The 16,252-nt window shown below is 68.0% G+C and carries 15 protein-coding genes; 4 read left to right on the top strand and 11 right to left on the bottom strand.

The window, feature by feature from the left end; translation table 11 throughout:
- Window positions 1–33 precede the first annotated feature (33 nt).
- From M4D77_RS06160 to M4D77_RS06145, 4 genes are all read right to left on the bottom strand, one after another.
- A complete protein-coding gene (locus M4D77_RS06160) occupies window positions 34–492 on the bottom strand; it encodes an SRPBCC family protein (RefSeq protein WP_058251338.1) in 459 nt (152 codons plus the stop codon).
- Between the two features lie 101 nt (window positions 493–593).
- Window positions 594–1,079, bottom strand: coding sequence for a DUF350 domain-containing protein (locus tag M4D77_RS06155; RefSeq protein ID WP_226512364.1), 486 nt, complete (start codon window positions 1,077–1,079; stop codon window positions 594–596).
- Window positions 1,080–1,192: 113 nt separating this feature from the next.
- Window positions 1,193–2,305: an acyl-CoA dehydrogenase family protein gene (locus tag M4D77_RS06150; protein WP_137808576.1), complete on the bottom strand. Its 1,113-nt coding sequence runs from the start codon at window positions 2,303–2,305 to the stop codon at window positions 1,193–1,195.
- A gap of 41 nt (window positions 2,306–2,346) precedes the next feature.
- Window positions 2,347–3,540 carry an acyl-CoA dehydrogenase family protein gene (locus M4D77_RS06145; RefSeq protein WP_058251335.1) on the bottom strand — a complete coding sequence of 398 codons (1,194 nt, stop codon included), beginning with the start codon at window positions 3,538–3,540 and terminating at the stop codon, window positions 2,347–2,349.
- A gap of 207 nt (window positions 3,541–3,747) precedes the next feature.
- Here M4D77_RS06145 and M4D77_RS06140 point away from each other — a divergent pair, with 207 nt between their 5' ends.
- Window positions 3,748–4,374 (top strand): TetR/AcrR family transcriptional regulator, encoded by a 627-nt coding sequence (locus M4D77_RS06140; RefSeq protein WP_226512365.1) that lies wholly within the window; start codon window positions 3,748–3,750, stop codon window positions 4,372–4,374.
- Window position 4,375: 1 nt separating this feature from the next.
- On the opposite strand, the gene M4D77_RS06135 is transcribed toward M4D77_RS06140, so the two are convergent.
- Complete coding sequence (locus tag M4D77_RS06135; RefSeq protein ID WP_226512366.1) at window positions 4,376–5,629, bottom strand: MFS transporter; 1,254 nt, start codon at window positions 5,627–5,629, stop codon at window positions 4,376–4,378.
- Window positions 5,630–5,716: 87 nt separating this feature from the next.
- Here M4D77_RS06135 and M4D77_RS06130 point away from each other — a divergent pair, with 87 nt between their 5' ends.
- The 3 genes from M4D77_RS06130 to M4D77_RS06120 all read left to right on the top strand — a co-directional run bounded on the left by M4D77_RS06130 (window position 5,717) and on the right by M4D77_RS06120 (window position 9,738).
- Complete coding sequence (locus tag M4D77_RS06130; protein WP_259935774.1) at window positions 5,717–6,331, top strand: TetR/AcrR family transcriptional regulator; 615 nt, start codon at window positions 5,717–5,719, stop codon at window positions 6,329–6,331.
- Window positions 6,332–6,354: 23 nt separating this feature from the next.
- Entirely contained in the window at window positions 6,355–7,767 is a 1,413-nt protein-coding gene (locus tag M4D77_RS06125) for an amidase (protein ID WP_259935773.1), read from the top strand.
- A gap of 441 nt (window positions 7,768–8,208) precedes the next feature.
- The gene (locus M4D77_RS06120; protein ID WP_259935786.1) at window positions 8,209–9,738 is read left to right on the top strand and encodes a PQQ-like beta-propeller repeat protein; all 1,530 of its coding nucleotides are present in this window, start codon (window positions 8,209–8,211) and stop codon (window positions 9,736–9,738) included.
- An 89-nt stretch (window positions 9,739–9,827) separates the two neighbouring features.
- Here M4D77_RS06120 and M4D77_RS06115 read toward each other — a convergent pair whose 3' ends face one another.
- The 6 genes from M4D77_RS06115 to M4D77_RS06090 all read right to left on the bottom strand — a co-directional run bounded on the left by M4D77_RS06115 (window position 9,828) and on the right by M4D77_RS06090 (window position 16,246).
- Window positions 9,828–11,453: a cation acetate symporter gene (locus tag M4D77_RS06115; protein ID WP_065630162.1), complete on the bottom strand. Its 1,626-nt coding sequence runs from the start codon at window positions 11,451–11,453 to the stop codon at window positions 9,828–9,830.
- 26 nt (window positions 11,454–11,479) lie between these two features.
- Complete coding sequence (locus M4D77_RS06110; protein ID WP_058251329.1) at window positions 11,480–11,836, bottom strand: DUF485 domain-containing protein; 357 nt, start codon at window positions 11,834–11,836, stop codon at window positions 11,480–11,482.
- 173 nt (window positions 11,837–12,009) lie between these two features.
- Entirely contained in the window at window positions 12,010–13,773 is a 1,764-nt protein-coding gene (locus M4D77_RS06105; RefSeq protein ID WP_259935772.1) for a cation acetate symporter, read from the bottom strand.
- Complete coding sequence (locus tag M4D77_RS06100) at window positions 13,770–14,168, bottom strand: hypothetical protein (protein WP_259935771.1); 399 nt, start codon at window positions 14,166–14,168, stop codon at window positions 13,770–13,772. Before M4D77_RS06100 ends, M4D77_RS06105 begins: the two co-directional genes overlap by 4 nt.
- On the bottom strand, window positions 14,161–14,976 hold the full coding sequence (locus tag M4D77_RS06095) for a LytTR family DNA-binding domain-containing protein (protein WP_259935770.1): 816 nt from the start codon (window positions 14,974–14,976) through the stop codon (window positions 14,161–14,163). Before M4D77_RS06095 ends, M4D77_RS06100 begins: the two co-directional genes overlap by 8 nt.
- Before the next feature lie 79 nt (window positions 14,977–15,055).
- On the bottom strand, window positions 15,056–16,246 hold the full coding sequence (locus M4D77_RS06090; protein WP_165630639.1) for a sensor histidine kinase: 1,191 nt from the start codon (window positions 16,244–16,246) through the stop codon (window positions 15,056–15,058).
- Window positions 16,247–16,252: the final 6 nt, after the last annotated feature.

The following is a 16,252-nucleotide window of genomic DNA, read 5'->3' as shown; positions in this document are numbered from 1 at the left end:
CCTGAGGAGCGAGCTTGCGAGCGTCTCGAAGGGTCAGTTGGACTCGGCGGCGCGCTTGATCTTGCCCAGCGTCTCGGCCATCCCGAGCTTGAGCTCCTCTTCGAACGACTCGGCGCCGCCGAAGAGCTTGTCGACGAGTACCGACGACACCTTGGTGGTCGACCCGTTGACCTCGCGCCGCTCGGTGACCGTGACCCCGGCGTCCTTCGGGGTGATGGTGTAGCTCCAGATGGTGTGGTTCTCCGCGACCCGGAAGCCGAGTTCCTGGTTCGGGGTGAACCGGACGACCTTGGAGGTGGTCGGCCACACCAGCGGACCCCGGCGGTTGATGTTGATGGTCTTGGTCCCCAACCCGACGGTGCCGCCGCGGATGATCATCTTCTTGCACTGGGGGCTCCACTCGCCCATGCGCTTCAGATCGGAGATCACCGACCACACCTGCTCGGGCGTGGCGTCGATGTCGATGGATTCCTCGATGAGTGCTGCGGTCATGGTCGCTCACCCTATGGGCTTGTTGGCCGAGGGTCAATAAGCATGTTCGGGCGCCCGAGTCAACCCCGGAAAACGCCTGGACCAGCGATGTCGCTCCGAACTCAGACCAGCAGGGTGATCCCGATGACGGCACCGATGGCCACGAAGACGGCGGCGGTGATCCACCCGGCGGGGTGTTCGTCGGCGGCCCGGCGGCCGGTGGTCACGGCGTCGTCGGGGGTCTCGTCACTGCGCGGCGCGCCGTCGAAGAGCAGCGTGCCGAGCTTCCCGGGTGTGAGCCAGTCGATCAGCACGAACGACCACATCATCACCGCGATCGCCAAGACCGTGTACGCGACGGTGTAGAGCAACGCGCGCCACAGTTCCAGGAGTTCGGTGTCGATGACCGAACAGACCAGCACGATCGCGAGGCCGATGACCATCGATGTGGTCAGCAGCACCGCGTTGCGGTTGTGCTCGATCCACACCAGCTGCCGCAGCCGGCCCGGTGTCACCAGGTCGAGGGCGGCGAAGCCGAGGACGAGCACGGCGATCCCCACCAGGCTGAACGATGCCCCCGCGGCCAGGTTGTCCCGCAGCAGTTCCATCCGGCTCCCTCTCGCCTCGCATCGGCATCAGCGGGCTGCCGCCCGACAACGACTTCAGCGAAGGCCTGCGCGCGAGAACGCGCAGGGCCTTCGCTGAAGGACAGTAGCCGGTATCAGCCGACGCTGAGCATGTCGTAGGTGTCGATGTTCTCCGCCAGGCGGGTCACATGGTCCGACGCGTCGCCCAGGGTGTGGCTGATCGCCGTCAGACGGCTCACGTAATGGGCGATCGGGTACTCGGCGGTCATACCGATGCCGCCGTGCATCTGGATCGCTTCCTGACCGATCAGGCGCGCCGACCGGCAGATCTGCAGCTTGGCCCGCGACGCGATGATCGGATCGGCGATCCCGTCCGCCAGCGCCGACGTCGCGTAGAGGCTCAGGCTGCGGGCGAGTTCGAGCTGGACGTACATGTCGGCGGCCCGGTGGGTGAGGGCCTGGAAGGCCGACAGCGTGACGCCGAACTGCTTGCGCGACTTGAGGTATTCGACGGTCAGGTCCAGGCTCCGCTCCATCGCGCCGACGGCCTCGGCGCACAGTGCGGTCTGGATGCCGACCTCGGCGTCGGCGATGGTCTGCGACGCGTCGCCGCTGCCCAGGCGGGTGGCCTTGACGTCGCGGAACTCGATCTGTGCGCCGCGGCGGCGATCGTGCGTCCGGTACGGGGTCCGGGTGATGCCGTCGGCGTCCGCGTCGACCAGGTAGAGGCCGACGCCGTTGTCGTCGCGCGCCGAAACGATCAGCTTCGCAGCGCAATCGCCGTGTCCGACAAGGCTCTTGGTGCCGTTGAGGACGCCGTCGGCCGACGCGGTGGTTTCCACCCGCGCCTCCGGCCAGCGGTCGCCCGGCTCGGTGTGGGCGAAGGCCATCAGCAGTTCGCCCGACGCCAGTGCGGTCCGCAGCTCGGCGCGGGTCGCGTCGTCGGCGAGGCCGAGGAGCGAGCCGGGGACGAGGACCGAGTCGAGGTAGGGCTCAGGTGCCAGTGCGCGGCCGAGTTCGGTCATGACACTGGTGAATTCGACGGGGCCGGCGTCCATGCCGCCCTCGTCCTCCGGGAAGGTGAGGCCGAGGATGCCTATCTCGGCCAGCGACTTCCACACCTTCTCGCTCCAGCCGAGATCGGTGTCGGTGACCTTGCGCAGCGTCTCGACGTCGTAGGTCTTGGTGAGGACCTCGCGAACGGTGTCGCGCAGCATCCCCTGCTCTTCGGAAAGCTCGAAATCCATGGTGTTCCTTAGTGAAAGGTCGAAAGGTGCGGGGTCGGCGCTCAGAGGCCGAGGACAGCCTTGTCGATGATCTGGCGCTGGACCTCCGACGACCCGCCGTAGATCGTGACCTTGCGGTAGTTGAGATAGGTCGGGGCGGCGAGCTGGGCCCATTCGGGGGCGCTCACCTCGGCGCTGCCGTTCGGAGCCGAGGCGTCGAGCTGGGCGACCGGGAGCGAGTCGGGGCCCGCGATGTCGGCGAGGAGCTCCATGGCGGCCTGCTGCAGCTGGCTGCCGGTCAGCTTGAGCAGCGACGATGCCGGGTTCGGCTTGCCGTCGGCCGACGAGGCGGCGACGCGCAGCTGGGTGAGCTCGAGGGCGAGCAGCTCGTTCTCGACCTCGGCCAGGCGGGCGGCGAACAGCGGATCGTCGAGCAGGGTGCCCTTGGCGGTCCGGGTCTGCTTGGCGAGTTCCTTGGCGCGGGCGAGCTTGGCCTTGGTGTAGCCGACGCGGGCGATGCCGTTGCGCTCGTTGCCGAGCAGGAACTTCGCCTGGGTCCAGCCGCTGTTCTCCTCGCCGACCATGTTCTCGGCGGGCACGCGGACGTCGTTGAAGAAGACCTCGTTGACCTCGTAGCTGCCGTCGATGAGCTGGATCGGGCGGATCTCGACGCCCGGCGTGTCCATCGGGAACAGGAACATGCTGATGCCGGCCTGCTTCTTGACATCGGGGTTGGTGCGCGCGAGGCAGAAGATCCAGTCCGCGAACTGGCCGAGCGTGGTCCAGGTCTTCTGGCCGTTGATCACGTAGTCGTCGCCGTCGCGGACCGCGCGGGTCTTCAGCGAGGCGAGGTCGGAGCCGGCCTCGGGCTCGGAGAAGCCCTGGCACCACCAGATGTCGAGGTTGGCGGTCTTGGCCAGGAAGCGTTCCTTCATCTCGTCGGAACCGAACTGGGCGATGACCGGGCCGATCATGCCGACGTTGAACGGCAGCATGTCGGGGACGAACGCGAGGCTCATCTCCTCGCGGTAGATGTGATGCTGGATCGGGGTCCAGTCCTTGCCGCCGTGCTCCACCGGCCAGCTGGGGGTGGCCACACCGTGCTCGTTGAGGATGCGCGTCGTGGTGACGAGGTCCTCGGGGTACTGGAGCTTGCCCTCTTCGCACCGCTTGCGGACGTCTTCGGGGACCTTGGCGAAGATGCTGCGCAACTCCTCGCGGAAGGCCTCTTCTTCAGGACTGAATTTCAGCTGCATGGGTTCTTCTCTACTCCTGTCGAGGGTGTCCGTACCCCGGGCGGTGTGGTCGAACTGGGGACCTCTGCCGTGTGCACCCAGGCTGGGGAACCAACCGAGCCACGAATGACTAAGCGCTTGCTTAGTGATAGGTTGCACTATGCCGCGCGGGCCGGATGCTGTCAATCACGGGCTCGTCGCGATGACCAGTCCGACCGTTCCGAGAAGGTGACCGTGGGCCCGTCTGCCGATCCGACGTTCGAAGTCCGGCCCGTGGCCGCCCGGGCCCGGCTCCTGCGCGCCGCCGTCGAGGCGTTCGCGGCCAAGGGGTTCAACGGGACGACCACGAGGGACATCGCCAACGGCGCGCAGATGAGTTCGGCGGCGGTCTACGTGCACTTCCGCTCCAAGGAGGAGTTGCTGTTCGAGATCTCCGACGCCGGTCATCGCGCGATTCTCGCGGCGATCGACGACGCCGATGATCCGTCGGCGTCCCCCGGCGACCGGCTGCGGGCGATCTTCCACGCCTTCACCGAGCACCACGCGCGCGAGCACGTGGGGGGCCGGGTGGTGAACTACGAACTCAACGCCCTCGCGCCCGACCATCTGGACACGGTGATGGCCATGCGTCGCGAGATCACCAGACGGGTGCGCGAGATCATCGAAGCCGGGATCGCACGCGGCGACTTCGATGTCGCCGACTCGCTTGCCACCACCAACGCGATGCTGTCCATGGGGATCGATGTCGCGCGCTGGTATCGCGACGGGGGGTCACTCTCGCCCGAGGAGATGGGGGGCTTCTACGCGGAGCTGGCCACGCGGATGGTGGGATGGCGACCGCCCGTCGGCGGGTGACTCAGCCCCTGCATGCCGGTTCCGGTTGCGACGGAGAGACTTCGACTGCGTTCCGGGCTGCGGATGCTGCCCGGCGGCGCACTGTCACCGCGAATGCTGCCGCGATCATCACCATCGCGAGAACGTAGCCGACGTAGCCGATGATGGTGTCGCGCAAACCGATGTGCGAGACGACGATCCCGGCGATCACGGCCGGGACGCTGAATGCGAGGTAGCTCGCCACGAACACCGACGAGAAGACCTGACCGCGCTTCGTGGGAGGTGTCGCGGCGGTGATGTTGTCCATCGCGGAGAGGAAGGTGGCGGCCCAGCCCGAGCCGGCCACGATCGAACCGACGATGTAGAAGGGCAGGGATTCGATGAGGACCCCGGTGAGTGAGATCACCACGCCGGCGGCGAGTGCGGGGAATCCGTACGCAGCCTTGATCGTCGACGAGCGATCGGTGATGAACAGGGACGTGACGGCCGCGCAGGCGAAGAAGACGAACAGGATCGCGCCCGCCGCGCCGTGGTTGCCCACACCGAACACACGGGAGACCACCGACGACCCGAGCGAGAGATACAGGCCGCCGAGGGACCAGGTGGCGACGAGCGCGGGAACTGACGCCAGGAACACCGTGCGGACCTCGCGAGGCACGCGCACCTGCGGCGCGAGCGTGCCGGCCAGGTGCCGTCGAGAATCGAAGCCGATTCGCTCGCGGGTCTCCGGGACGACGAGAAGGGCGATCAGCAGTGCGGCGAACAGGCCGAGGATGATCTCGTAGATCAGGACGCGGGGTGCGGGTGCGTACTCGACCAGCACCCCGGCCACGGCGACGCCGCTCGCCAGGCCGATGGCCGGGGCCGCGCCGACGATCGTCGATCCGGCACGGGCCGAGGGCTGCAGATCGACGGTCGTCGCGGTCAAGGTGCCCATCGCCGCGCCGGTGGCCAGGCCTTGCAGGGCGCGCGCGGCGAGCAGGGTGCCGACGTCCTCGGCTACGACGAACAGCACCATGCTCGCGATGAGCAGGACGAGCGCGACGGCGAGGACAGGCCGCCGGCCGACATGATCGGACAGAGACCCGACCGTCAGGAGGCTCACCAGCATGGTCACCACGTACACCGCGAACACGAGCGTCAATGTGAGCGCGGAGAATCCCCATAGTTCCTGATACACGGGGTACAGCGGCGACGGTGCCGCGGACGCGAACAGGACCATCATGTACGTCGCCGCGATCAGCCAGAACGCGCGATGTGGGTGCAGTGGCGCCACGAGGTCTCCTTAAAGCAAACAGGTTTGCATTCAGAAACTAGCCCGGACTGCGTTCCAAAAGCAATCAGCTTTGCAATAATGGCTTCCATGACGACGGCCCGCACCCCCGACAGCCCGATTTCTGGTGCTCCCGCCTCGCCGACCCGTCGTCCAGGTGGTCGCAGCGCCCGCGTGCAGTCCGCCGTCTACACGGCGGTGGGGCAGCTGGTGGGCGCCGGGCGCCGCGAGACGATGACGATCCCCGAGGTCGCCGACCTCGCGGGGGTCAACCCGACCAGCATCTATCGACGCTGGGGATCGATCGACGCGTTGCTCGGCGAGGTGGCCGTGGCCGCCCTGACCCAGGGTGAGCCGCTGCCCGACACCGGCACTCTCGCCGACGACCTGGTGGAGTGGGCCCAGATCATCGCGGCCGACATCGCGCGCCCGAAGCGCCGGGCCTACCTCCGGGCCATGGTCGCCGCGCGCGAGGGCATCGTCGAGGTCTGTCCCTGCTGGGAGATCCGGCGCGAGCACGCCGAGCAGATGATCGCGCGGGCGCGGGACCGCGGCGAGGCCACACCGCCGGTCCGACAGGTGCTCGACCACGTGATCGCCCCGCTGTATCACCATGCGGTCTTCGGACTCGAGCTCGACGCCGACCACGCCGCCGGACTGGTCGATGACGTCTTGTCGATGATCGGAGCTGCGCCGAGAAGGTAGGCCGAGACGATAAGGTCCCGGGAATGAAACACGTTCACGCGTTCACCGACGACGCACTCGGCGAGCACGACGCGGTCGGCGTCGCCCAGGCCATCGCATCCGGCGAGATCTCCGCCGCAGAGGCGGTCGAGGCCGCGATCGCGCGGATCGATGCCGTCAACCCGCACCTCAACGCCATCGCCTTCGACGATCGCGAGCGTGCGCGCAAACGCGCGGTCGGCAACGACTTCCCGCTGGGATCGTTCATCGGGGTGCCGTCGATCATCAAGAACAACACCGACTTCGCGGGGCTGCCGACCTGTCACGGTTCGGCTGCGGTGCCCCAGCGCCCGGCACAGGCCAACGAGGCCTTCACCAATCAGTTCCTCGCGAGCGGCGTCAATGTGGTCGGCGCGTCGACGATGCCCGCCTTCGGGCTGACCTCGACGACGGAGTTCGTCGACCGCGAGCCGACCCGCAACCCGTGGGACACCGACTACTCGTCGGGCGGCTCGTCCGGTGGTTCCGCGGCGCTCGTAGCGGCCGGTGCACTGCCGATCGCCCACGCCAACGACGGTGGCGGGTCGATCCGCATCCCCGCCGCCATCTGTGGGTTGGTCGGACTGAAGCCGAGTCGCGGGCGCGTCGAGGCGTCGAAAGAGACCCGGGACGCGCCGATCGACCTCGTGTCGAACGGGATCGTCAGCCGTTCGGTGCGCGACACCGCCCGATTCCTCGCCGACACACAGGGTTTCCGGCCCGCGCCCGGGATGCCGCCGGTCGGGCTGGTCGAGGGGCCGGGGACCAAACGGCTCAAGATCGCGCTGATCACCGAGCCGCTGACCGGCTCGCTGCTCGACCGGGACACACAACGGTGTGTCACCGAGGCCGCCGAGCTGGTCGAGTCCCTCGGACATCGCACCGAGATGGTGCCGCTGCCGGTGGACCGGGACTACGTCCGGGACTTCATCGACTACTGGTCACTGCTCGCTCTGGCGCTGGACCGATTCGGAAAACGGGTGGTCGACAAGGGCTTCGACCGTTCCCAGGTGGACTCGTTCACCCGCGGGCTCTCGCGCAGCGCCCTCCGGCACTTCTACCGGCTGCCCGGGGCGGTCCGCGGGCTGCGGAAGTCCACGGCCGCGATCCGCGGACTGCACGACACCTTCGACGTGGTCCTCAACCCGACCGTCGTCCACGCGAACCCGGAGATCGGGTACCTCGATCCCGCACTCGACTTCGACGAGGCGATGGACCGGCTGACGAAGTTCATCGCGTTCACCCCGGCCAACAACACAGCGGGCACACCGGCGATCAGTTTGCCACTCGGACAGACGGAGTCGGGTATGCCGGTGGGCATCCACTTCGCCGCCGACCTCGGCCAGGAGCGCACCCTCCTCGAGTTGGCCTTCGAACTCGAGGCGGCTCGACCGTTTGCGCGGATTCAGGACGCCTGAGATACGTAATTCGTTCCCGCGGTGCCGTTTCCGTCGCGCTTATTGGATCCGATAAGCACGACGGAAACTGCGCCGCCGGAGTGTTGGTCGGCCTGGGGACGCGCGACTGACCGAGATGCCGAACTCCGATAGTCTGCCCGGCAGCACCGAATGAGTTCAGTCGACGGGGGTGGGATGAACGGTCATGGGATGGCGCAAGAGTCCGAGACGATCAGCGCCGGCCATTCCGGCGTCACGGTGGGCGGAAGTTATCGAAGGTCGTCCGCCGCATCCCGCTTCGCCGGCTACGTGACTACTGTTTCCGCGGTTGCCGGAATCGTCCTCTCCGGGCTGGCGTTTGTTCAACGGGTTCCGTCGGGTCGGGTGTCTGATGGATTCTGGACCGGAACACAATGGGCCGCAACAACACTCGTGCTCGGAGTATCGCTCGGGTTGTCGCTCGTGATTGGTGTCGTACTCCTCGGCTTCGTCGGTCGCGGTCCGGCAATCGGGTCGGCCCTGGTCTCGGGGGTCTGCCTCGCCTATTCGGTCCGATCCGAGGCGGTCGATACCATCGCGGCGCTGACGGGAGGCCCGGGCGGACATGACGTGGTACGAACGGTCCTGGCGGCGTGGGCGTGCCTGCTCGTCGCCGCGGTCGCGGCGACGTTTCGACGAGATCGATTGTCTCTAAGAGAGGTCGGCGCAATCGCCGTTGTCGCTCTCGTCGTGACACTGGCGATCGGTCTCACGCCGTTCGAGCGCAGTGGAGCGACGGGGACCGACGCCATTCGGATTCCCGAAGTGCCGCCTTCGGTCACCGGGGAACCAGCCTACCGAGTGGATGATGTCGATCCCTGGTCGATCACCCCGGCCGGCCCGGGCTTCGCCGCAGTCGTCGAAGGCGTCCTGGTCGCCTACGACGGCACGACGGGCCGACCACGGTGGAGCCACACTTCTGATGGCGTCGGTGCGGCGAATTGCGCCGAACGAGGGTTCGATCGCGTCACCAGTACCGGAACGGGAACCGATTCAGTGGTCGTGGTCGGTTGTGACTACACCCGCGCGGGGCGGGTGGGGTATTTCACGACCGGGATCGATGCGATGACCGGACAGGTCCTCTGGACCAACGATTCGCCGTGGATTCTGATTTCCGACGTACCACGCGCCGGACGCGTCGATCAGCCAGTGGCTGTGATCCGTGACGGCGAGATGGCAGTTCTCGAACCTCGGAGCGGAGAGGTCAGATGGCAGCGACGTGTGTCGCCGCCGACCGGACGTGATGAACCGAACCCGCATCCGCGCTCGGTCTTCGCTGCCGGTCATCATGTGGTCTATGTGGCTCCTGACAGGGGTCATGTGAAGGTCGTTGTCTTCGACGCCCTGACCGGAGCGGACCGGACCCATCGCATCGCAATCACGGCGGCGGACGAGCGGTTCGACGTCAGCGTCGGCGAGACAGGCGACTCCGAGTTCGTGGCTCACCTGTGGGACCTCGATGACGTCCCCCGGGCATTGGTGGTCTCCATAGCGAACGGCGGCCACGAGCCGGTGGACAGATGGTGGTGGGGTTCAGATGCTCGAGGGCGCCGGATGACGGGGATCCATGTGAACGCGCAGCCGTCCTGGGGTATGTACTTCGACCAGCCCGGGGCGGTAGTCATCGGACATCTGGATTCTCGCTCGTCGACCCGCGTCACGATCCCGAAAGGTACCGACTGGCCACGCGATCCGATCCCGGAGTCGCAGAGCTGGGTTCTTCTGCACGACTCCGTGGTGACGGCCCAACTGAAGCGACCTCTCGAGAACCAGGGGCGGTACGACCTGACGACGATCCACCCGGACGGTTCGATCGCGTCCGTACCGTCGCCGTGCGGGCAGACGTTGGGTGGCGTCGTACCCGTTCCGGGAGCCGTGCTGGTTACATGCTTCGGCGATCCCGGTGATCTCAGCGCACCGGTGAGTGTGGCGGCACTTCGCCCGGATAGCTGAGCGTGCCCCCACAAATCCACCCCTGTTCCGTACACCCACCGCCTTGCAAGGCAGTGGGTTCACGGAACAGGGGTGGGTTTGCGAATGACCTAGTGCTGCACGGCCTTCTCGGCGCCGATGCCGGTGAGGGAGCGAACCTCCATCTCGGCGTTGCGTTCCGGGGTGCCGTTGTCCGACGGGCTGGTCAGCGTGCCGACGATGCCGAGGACGAAGGCCAGCGGGATCGAGATGATGCCCGGGTTGGCCAGCGGGAACCAGGCGAAGTCGGCGCCGGAGATCATGGCGGTCGACGACCCGGAGACGGCGGGGGAGAAGACGATCAGGACGATCGTGGAGATCAGGCCGCCGTACATGCTCCACAGGGCGCCGCGGGTGTTGAACCGCTTCCAGTAGAGCGAGTAGACGATCGTCGGCAGGTTCGCGGCCGCGGCGATCGCGAAGGCCAGCGCCACCAGGAAGGCGATGTTCTGGCCGTTGGCGAGGATGCCGAGGACGATGCTGACGATGCCGAGGACCACGACGGTGTATCGCGAGACGCGGACCTGGTCGTCCTCACTTGCCTTGTTGCGCTTGATCACCGAGGCGTAGATGTCGTGGGCGAACGACGCCGACGCGGTGATGGCGAGGCCGGCGACCACGGCGAGGATCGTCGCGAAGGCGACCGCCGAGATGATGCCCAGCAGGACCACGCCACCGAGTTCGAACGCGAGCAACGGTGCGGCCGAGTTCTGTCCGCCGGCGGCGTCGAGGATCTTGTCCGGTCCGACCAGGGCGGCCGCTCCGTAACCGAGAACCAGGGTGAACAGGTAGAAGGCGCCGATGAGGGCGATGGCCCAGACCACCGACTTGCGAGCCTCTTTCGCGGTCGGCACGGTGTAGAACCGCATCAGCACGTGCGGGAGGCCCGCGGTGCCGAGGACGAGCGCGATGGCGAGCGAGATGAAGTTGATCTGGCTCGTCAGGGACCCGCCATACTGGGCACCGGGAGCGAGAACGTCACGCGCGGCGACCTTTTCGCTGGTCGAGTCGGTCACCGCGTCCTGTGCCGCACCGAGGATCGACGACAGGTTCATGCCGAACTTGGCCAGCACGATGACGGTCATGATGCCGGCACCCGCGATGAGCAGGACGGCCTTGATGATCTGCACCCAGGTGGTGCCCTTCATGCCGCCGATGAGCACGTAGACGATCATCAGCGCACCGACGACGGCGATGACGATGGACTGGCCGAGGCGCCCCTCGATGTCGAGGAGCAACGCGACCAGGCCGCCGGCGCCGGCCATCTGGGCGAGCAGGTAGAACAGCGACACCGCGAGGGTGGAGATCGCCGCGGCCAGACGCACCGGGCGTTGCTTGAGGCGGAAGCTGAGGACGTCCGCCATCGTGAACTTGCCGGTGTTGCGCAGCAGTTCCGCCACGAGCAGCAGCGCGACCAGCCACGCGACGAGGAACCCGATGGAGTAGAGGAAGCCGTCGTAGCCGTAGACCGCGATGGCGCCCGCGATGCCGAGGAAGCTGGCCGCCGACAGGTAGTCGCCGGCGATGGCGACGCCGTTCTGCGGTCCGGAGAAGCCGCGACCGCCGGTGAAGAAGTCGGCGGCGGTGTTGTTGTTCTTGCTGGCCTTGATGACCACGAACATCGTGACCGCGACGAACGCGGCGAAGATGGCGATGTTGGCGGCCGGGCTGCCGACGGTCGCCGCGAGGACGGTCACGTCGGTGGTGGGTACGGCAGTGGTGTTCACAGTGCGGGCCCGCCTTCCATCTCGTTGCGGATCGCCTCGGCCTTCGGGTCGAGATTGCGATTGGCGAAGCGTACGTACATGCCGGTGATGACGAAGGTGCTGACGAACTGCAACAGACCGAGGATCAGGCCGAGGTTGATGTTGCCCCAGACCTGGGTCGCCATGAAGTCATGCGCGAAGGCGCCGAGCAGCACGTAGAGGGCGTACCAGATCAGGAAGAACGCGGTCAGCGGGAAGACGAACTTCCGCAGCGTCCGCCGCAGCTCCTGGAACTCCGGACTGGCCTGCATCTCGATGAACTCTTCGCCGGTCGGCGCGTGTGGCGCCGGTGGTGGTTGGTCGACGGTCGACACGTTTCCTCCCAGGGTGACGTGGCCACATGTGTGATGGCTCTACGGAAGTCAGCCTGAATGAGGTGCAGATCACAGACAATCGGGTGGCCTGGGTCACACGCCGAAACCCGCGGTCCGTGCGCCGGACGGTCGGTGAGATCCGACGAGCGGCGAACGGTCACCTGTCCGAACGGTCAGGTCGCCCGCTCGTCCGGGGCCCGTCCCGGGGTGCGATCGAGCCCCATCCCGACGCGTTCCGGGACGTGCATCCGGGCAAAGGTCCGTGCGAGGTCGACGGGTACCCGTCCCCGGGTTGCCTTGCTGACCAGCACCATCGTGCCGAACGCGAGTGGGACCGTCACAGCGGCCGGGTAGCCGATCACGACCGCAAGCCACCCGCCCAGCACGTCGTCGTCGACGACCCCGGCGATCGCCAGCATCGTCGCCGACCCCGACGACGCGCCGCCGACGACGAGTCCGGCGATCGCGCCGACGGCCGTGAGTCCGCGCCACCAGATCCCGAGGACCAGCAGCGGGCACAGCGTCGACGCGGCGACGGCGAACACCAACCCGACGGTCCGGGACAGCTCCAGGGACGCGGCGGCCAGCGACAAACCGATCGGGATCAGTCCGCCGATGACCGCGGCCACCCGGAAGTCGCGCACCCGGCCGCGCAGCAGGTCGGTGGCGAGCGCCCCGGCGACCGACACCAGCAGCCCCGACGACGTGGCGAGGAAGGCGGCGATCGCCCCGGCGGCGACGAGCGCGGCCAGGATCTGACCGGCGATCCCGCCGACCGCCGCGCTCGGCAGCAACAGGACCGCGGCGTCGGCGGTGCCGGTGATCAGCAGTTCGGGGACGTAGAGCCGTGCGAACATCCCCAGCAGGATGGGGAAGAGGTAGAACAACGAGAGCAGTGCGATGACCGCCAGCGCGGTTCGCCGCGCCGATCGCCCGTCGGGGTTGGTGTAGAAGCGCACCAGCACGTGGGGCAGACCCATCACGCCGAGGAACGTCGCGATGATGAGCGACAGCACCTGGTACAGCGGGTGACTGCCGCCGAAGCCCCCACCGGGCGCGATCCAGTCCGCGTTTTGTGCCGGCGCGCCCGCGACGACCGGGGTGGCCGCACCGGCGTCGAGGAAGATCGTCGAGCCCGCGGAGATGACGTGGGGTCCGGTGGTGTCCACCGGCGCGTCGTCGACGACGACCCCGTCCAACGTCCCGGTGACCCGCACGCCGGTGGTCTCGGCGACGGTGACCGAGACGTCGGTGGTCACGTCGACGGTCGTCGCGGTGGTGATCCGCGGCGGCGCGGGTTCGCCGACGGGCGTGGGGTCCTGGGCGAAGACGCCGATCAGGACGAGCGCGGGGACCGCGATCGCGGTCAGCTTGAGCCAGTACTGGAAGGCCTGCACGAAGGTGATTGACCGCATGCCGCCGCCCACCACGTTCACGATCACGATCAGTCCGACGCCGACCACGCCGGCCCACACCGGTGCGCCGAGAAGGATGTTGAGGGTGAGTCCCGCGCCCTGGAACTGCGGGATCAGGTACAGCACGCAGACGACGACCACGACGAGCATCGCGGTCTTCCGCGCCGCCGGGGAGGCGAGGCGGAACTCGGCGAAGTCGGGCACCGTGTAGGCCCCGGAACGACGCAGGGGCGCGGCGACGAACAGCAACAGGCCCAGGTAGCCGGCGGTGAACCCGACGGGGTACCAGAGTGCGTCGGCGCCGTACTTCGCGATGAGGCCCGCCACGCCGAGAAACGATGCTGCCGAGAGGTATTCACCGGAGACCGCGGCGGCGTTCCAGCGTGAGCCGACGCTCCGCGACGCCACCAGGAAGTCCGACGTGGTCCGTGAGAAACGGCCGCCCCACGCGCCGACCGCGATTGTGGCGATGGCGGCGGCGAACAGGCCGATCGCGGTGAGGGCGTGGACGTCGGTCGTCACGGCGGGCCCGGTTCGGGTGCGTCGGACAGATCGTCATCCACGAGGCCCATGAAGTCGCGTTCGGCCTGCTCGGCGAAATGGACGTAGAGCCGTCCGGTCAGATACAGGAGTGGGAAGGCGAGTATTCCCAGCATCAGCCAGATGAGTCGAATCCCGAAGACGCCGGCGTCGGCGATCCCCGGAAACATCCAGGCGGCAACGGGTATGGCGGCAGCAACGGCGAGCAGGGCGCCTCCGAGCCGAAGCCCGAGACCGAGTTGGGCGCGCATGAGGCCGCGGACGAGCGCGTCGCCGACCTCGGTCTGTTCCTGGACCTCGACGCGGGTACGGACCATTCGCGCCCCGCGGCGGGAGGCGAGCACCACCCGTTCGCGCTGGGGCGGGTGCTCAGCCATCGTCCCGTGCGGTGGGGGAACGATACTGGCGCAGCGGGTCCCGGATGAGGCGGTCCTTGAGTTCGCGGACCTGTCGGCGGCTCACGGGCAGCTCGACGGCCTCGGACGCGCCGTTCGCGCGGACACACACCACCGTGCCGCCGCCGACCGTCCGCAATCCGGTGACCATCGGCAGCGCGACGAGGTAGGACCTGTGTACCCGGGCGAATCCGGTCTCCTGCCAGCGGGATTCGAGCGTCGACAACGGTATGCGGACGAGGTGTGCGCCCGAGTCGGCGTGCAGTCGGGCGTAATCGCCGACGGCCTCGACCCAGGAGATCGAATCGCGCCGGACGAGCGAGGTCACGCCGCTCATCTCCACGGGGATGACCTCGTCCGATGTGGTGCGACGCTCCGGGCGAACGGTCGGTTGCGCGGGCTCGGGTGCACGCTCCCGACTGTCGAGGCTCGCGCGGACCCGGTCGACCGCCTGGGTGAGACGTTGTTCGCGTAGGGGTTTGAGCAGGTAGTCGACCGCTCCGACCTCGAAGGCGTCGACGGCCCGGTCGTCGTGGGCGGTGACGAACACGATCGCCGGGGGCGAGGCGTATTTCGCGAGGACGCCGGCGAGTTCGAGTCCCGACAGGCCGGGCATGTTGATGTCGAGGAAGATCGCGTCGATGCGGTGCTCGTTGAGTTCGCGGAGGGCGCCGGTGGCGTCGGACGCGGAGCGGACCTCGGCGACGTCGTCCTGCCGGTTCAACAGGTAGCCGAGCTCGTCGAGAGCGGGTGGTTCGTCGTCGACAGCGAGTACCACCAGTGCGGTCATGGAACACCTCCCGCCTCGACGACAGCCCGCAGTTTACCGCCTGGGAGTTCGGGCACCGCCGGAACTCGGGCGTTGCGTTTCACGCCCGGATGCCCGCGCGGAACTTCGGGACACGCATCCCCACCTTGGTGCCGGCGCCGACCGCCGTCTCGACGACGAGTCCGTAGTCGTTGCCGAACGCGGCGCGGAGCCGGTGGTCGACGTTGGTCAGGCCAACGTGGGCACCCTCGCTGTGGTCGAGGGCGTCGAGAGCGCCGCTGCGCAGGAGCTCCGGTTCCATGCCCACGCCGTCGTCCTCGACCGTGATGACACAGTCGGTGCCCTCGTCGGCCGCGACGATGGTGATGGTCCCGCCGCCCTTCGACGCCAGGCCGTGCCGGACGGCGTTCTCGACGAGCGGCTGCAACGCGAGGAACGGCACGACGACGTTCAGGACCTCCGGTGCGACATGCAGTTTGACGTCCAGGGCATTGCCGAAACGGGCTCGTTCGAGGGTGAGATAGCGGTCGATGTTCCGTAGCTCGTCGGCCAGCACGGTGTATTCGCCGGCGGCCCGGAAGGAGTACCGGGTGAAGTCGGCGAAGTCGAGGACGAGATCGCGCGCCCGGTCGGGGTCGGTCCGCACGAACGAGGCGATGGTGTTGAGCGCGTTGTAGATGAAGTGCGGACTGATCTGCGCGCGCAGGGCGAGGACCTCGGCGCGGTTGAGCCGTGCGCGAGAGGCGTCGAGGTCGGCGAGTTCGATCTGGCTCGACGCGTACCGCGCGACTTCGGCGATGGCGCCGAGCATCCCGGGTCCGGGGCGTCGCGTGGTGGCGACCACGAGGACCCCGACCCCGACGTCGTCGGCGAGGAGCGGCTGGGCCACCAGCGCGCGCACAGGCGACTCGGCGCCGCTGGGGTCGGTGAGCAGCACGCGCCGGAGGTCACCCAGCGCGGACGACGCCGCACGGTCGGCGTGGCCGAGCATCTCGGCGTCCCAGATGGCCTCGCCGTCCGGCTCGTGGGCCAGGCGGCTCGGTTCGCCGTCGTACAGTGCGACCGCTTCGGCGCCGGTCAGGGTGTGCAGGTGCGGCAGTGCTTCGCGAGCCGACTCCGCCGACAGTCCGGTGCGCAGTGAGCGGGCGGCGAGCGACGCGGTGTGCAGGGCCAGATGAACCGCCCGCTCGGCAGGGGTGGCCACTCGTCGCCGGGTGCGCACCAGGACGGTGAGTGCCCAGACGACGGTGACGACCAGTATCCCGAACACCACGGCCAGCTCAGCAGACATCGCACC

Source organism: Gordonia sp. p3-SID1431 (genome assembly GCF_025143765.1).
Taxonomy (GTDB): domain Bacteria; phylum Actinomycetota; class Actinomycetes; order Mycobacteriales; family Mycobacteriaceae; genus Gordonia; species Gordonia hongkongensis.
Note: the sequence above shows the minus strand (reverse complement) of the source record. Positions and strands in the feature narration are given on the sequence as shown.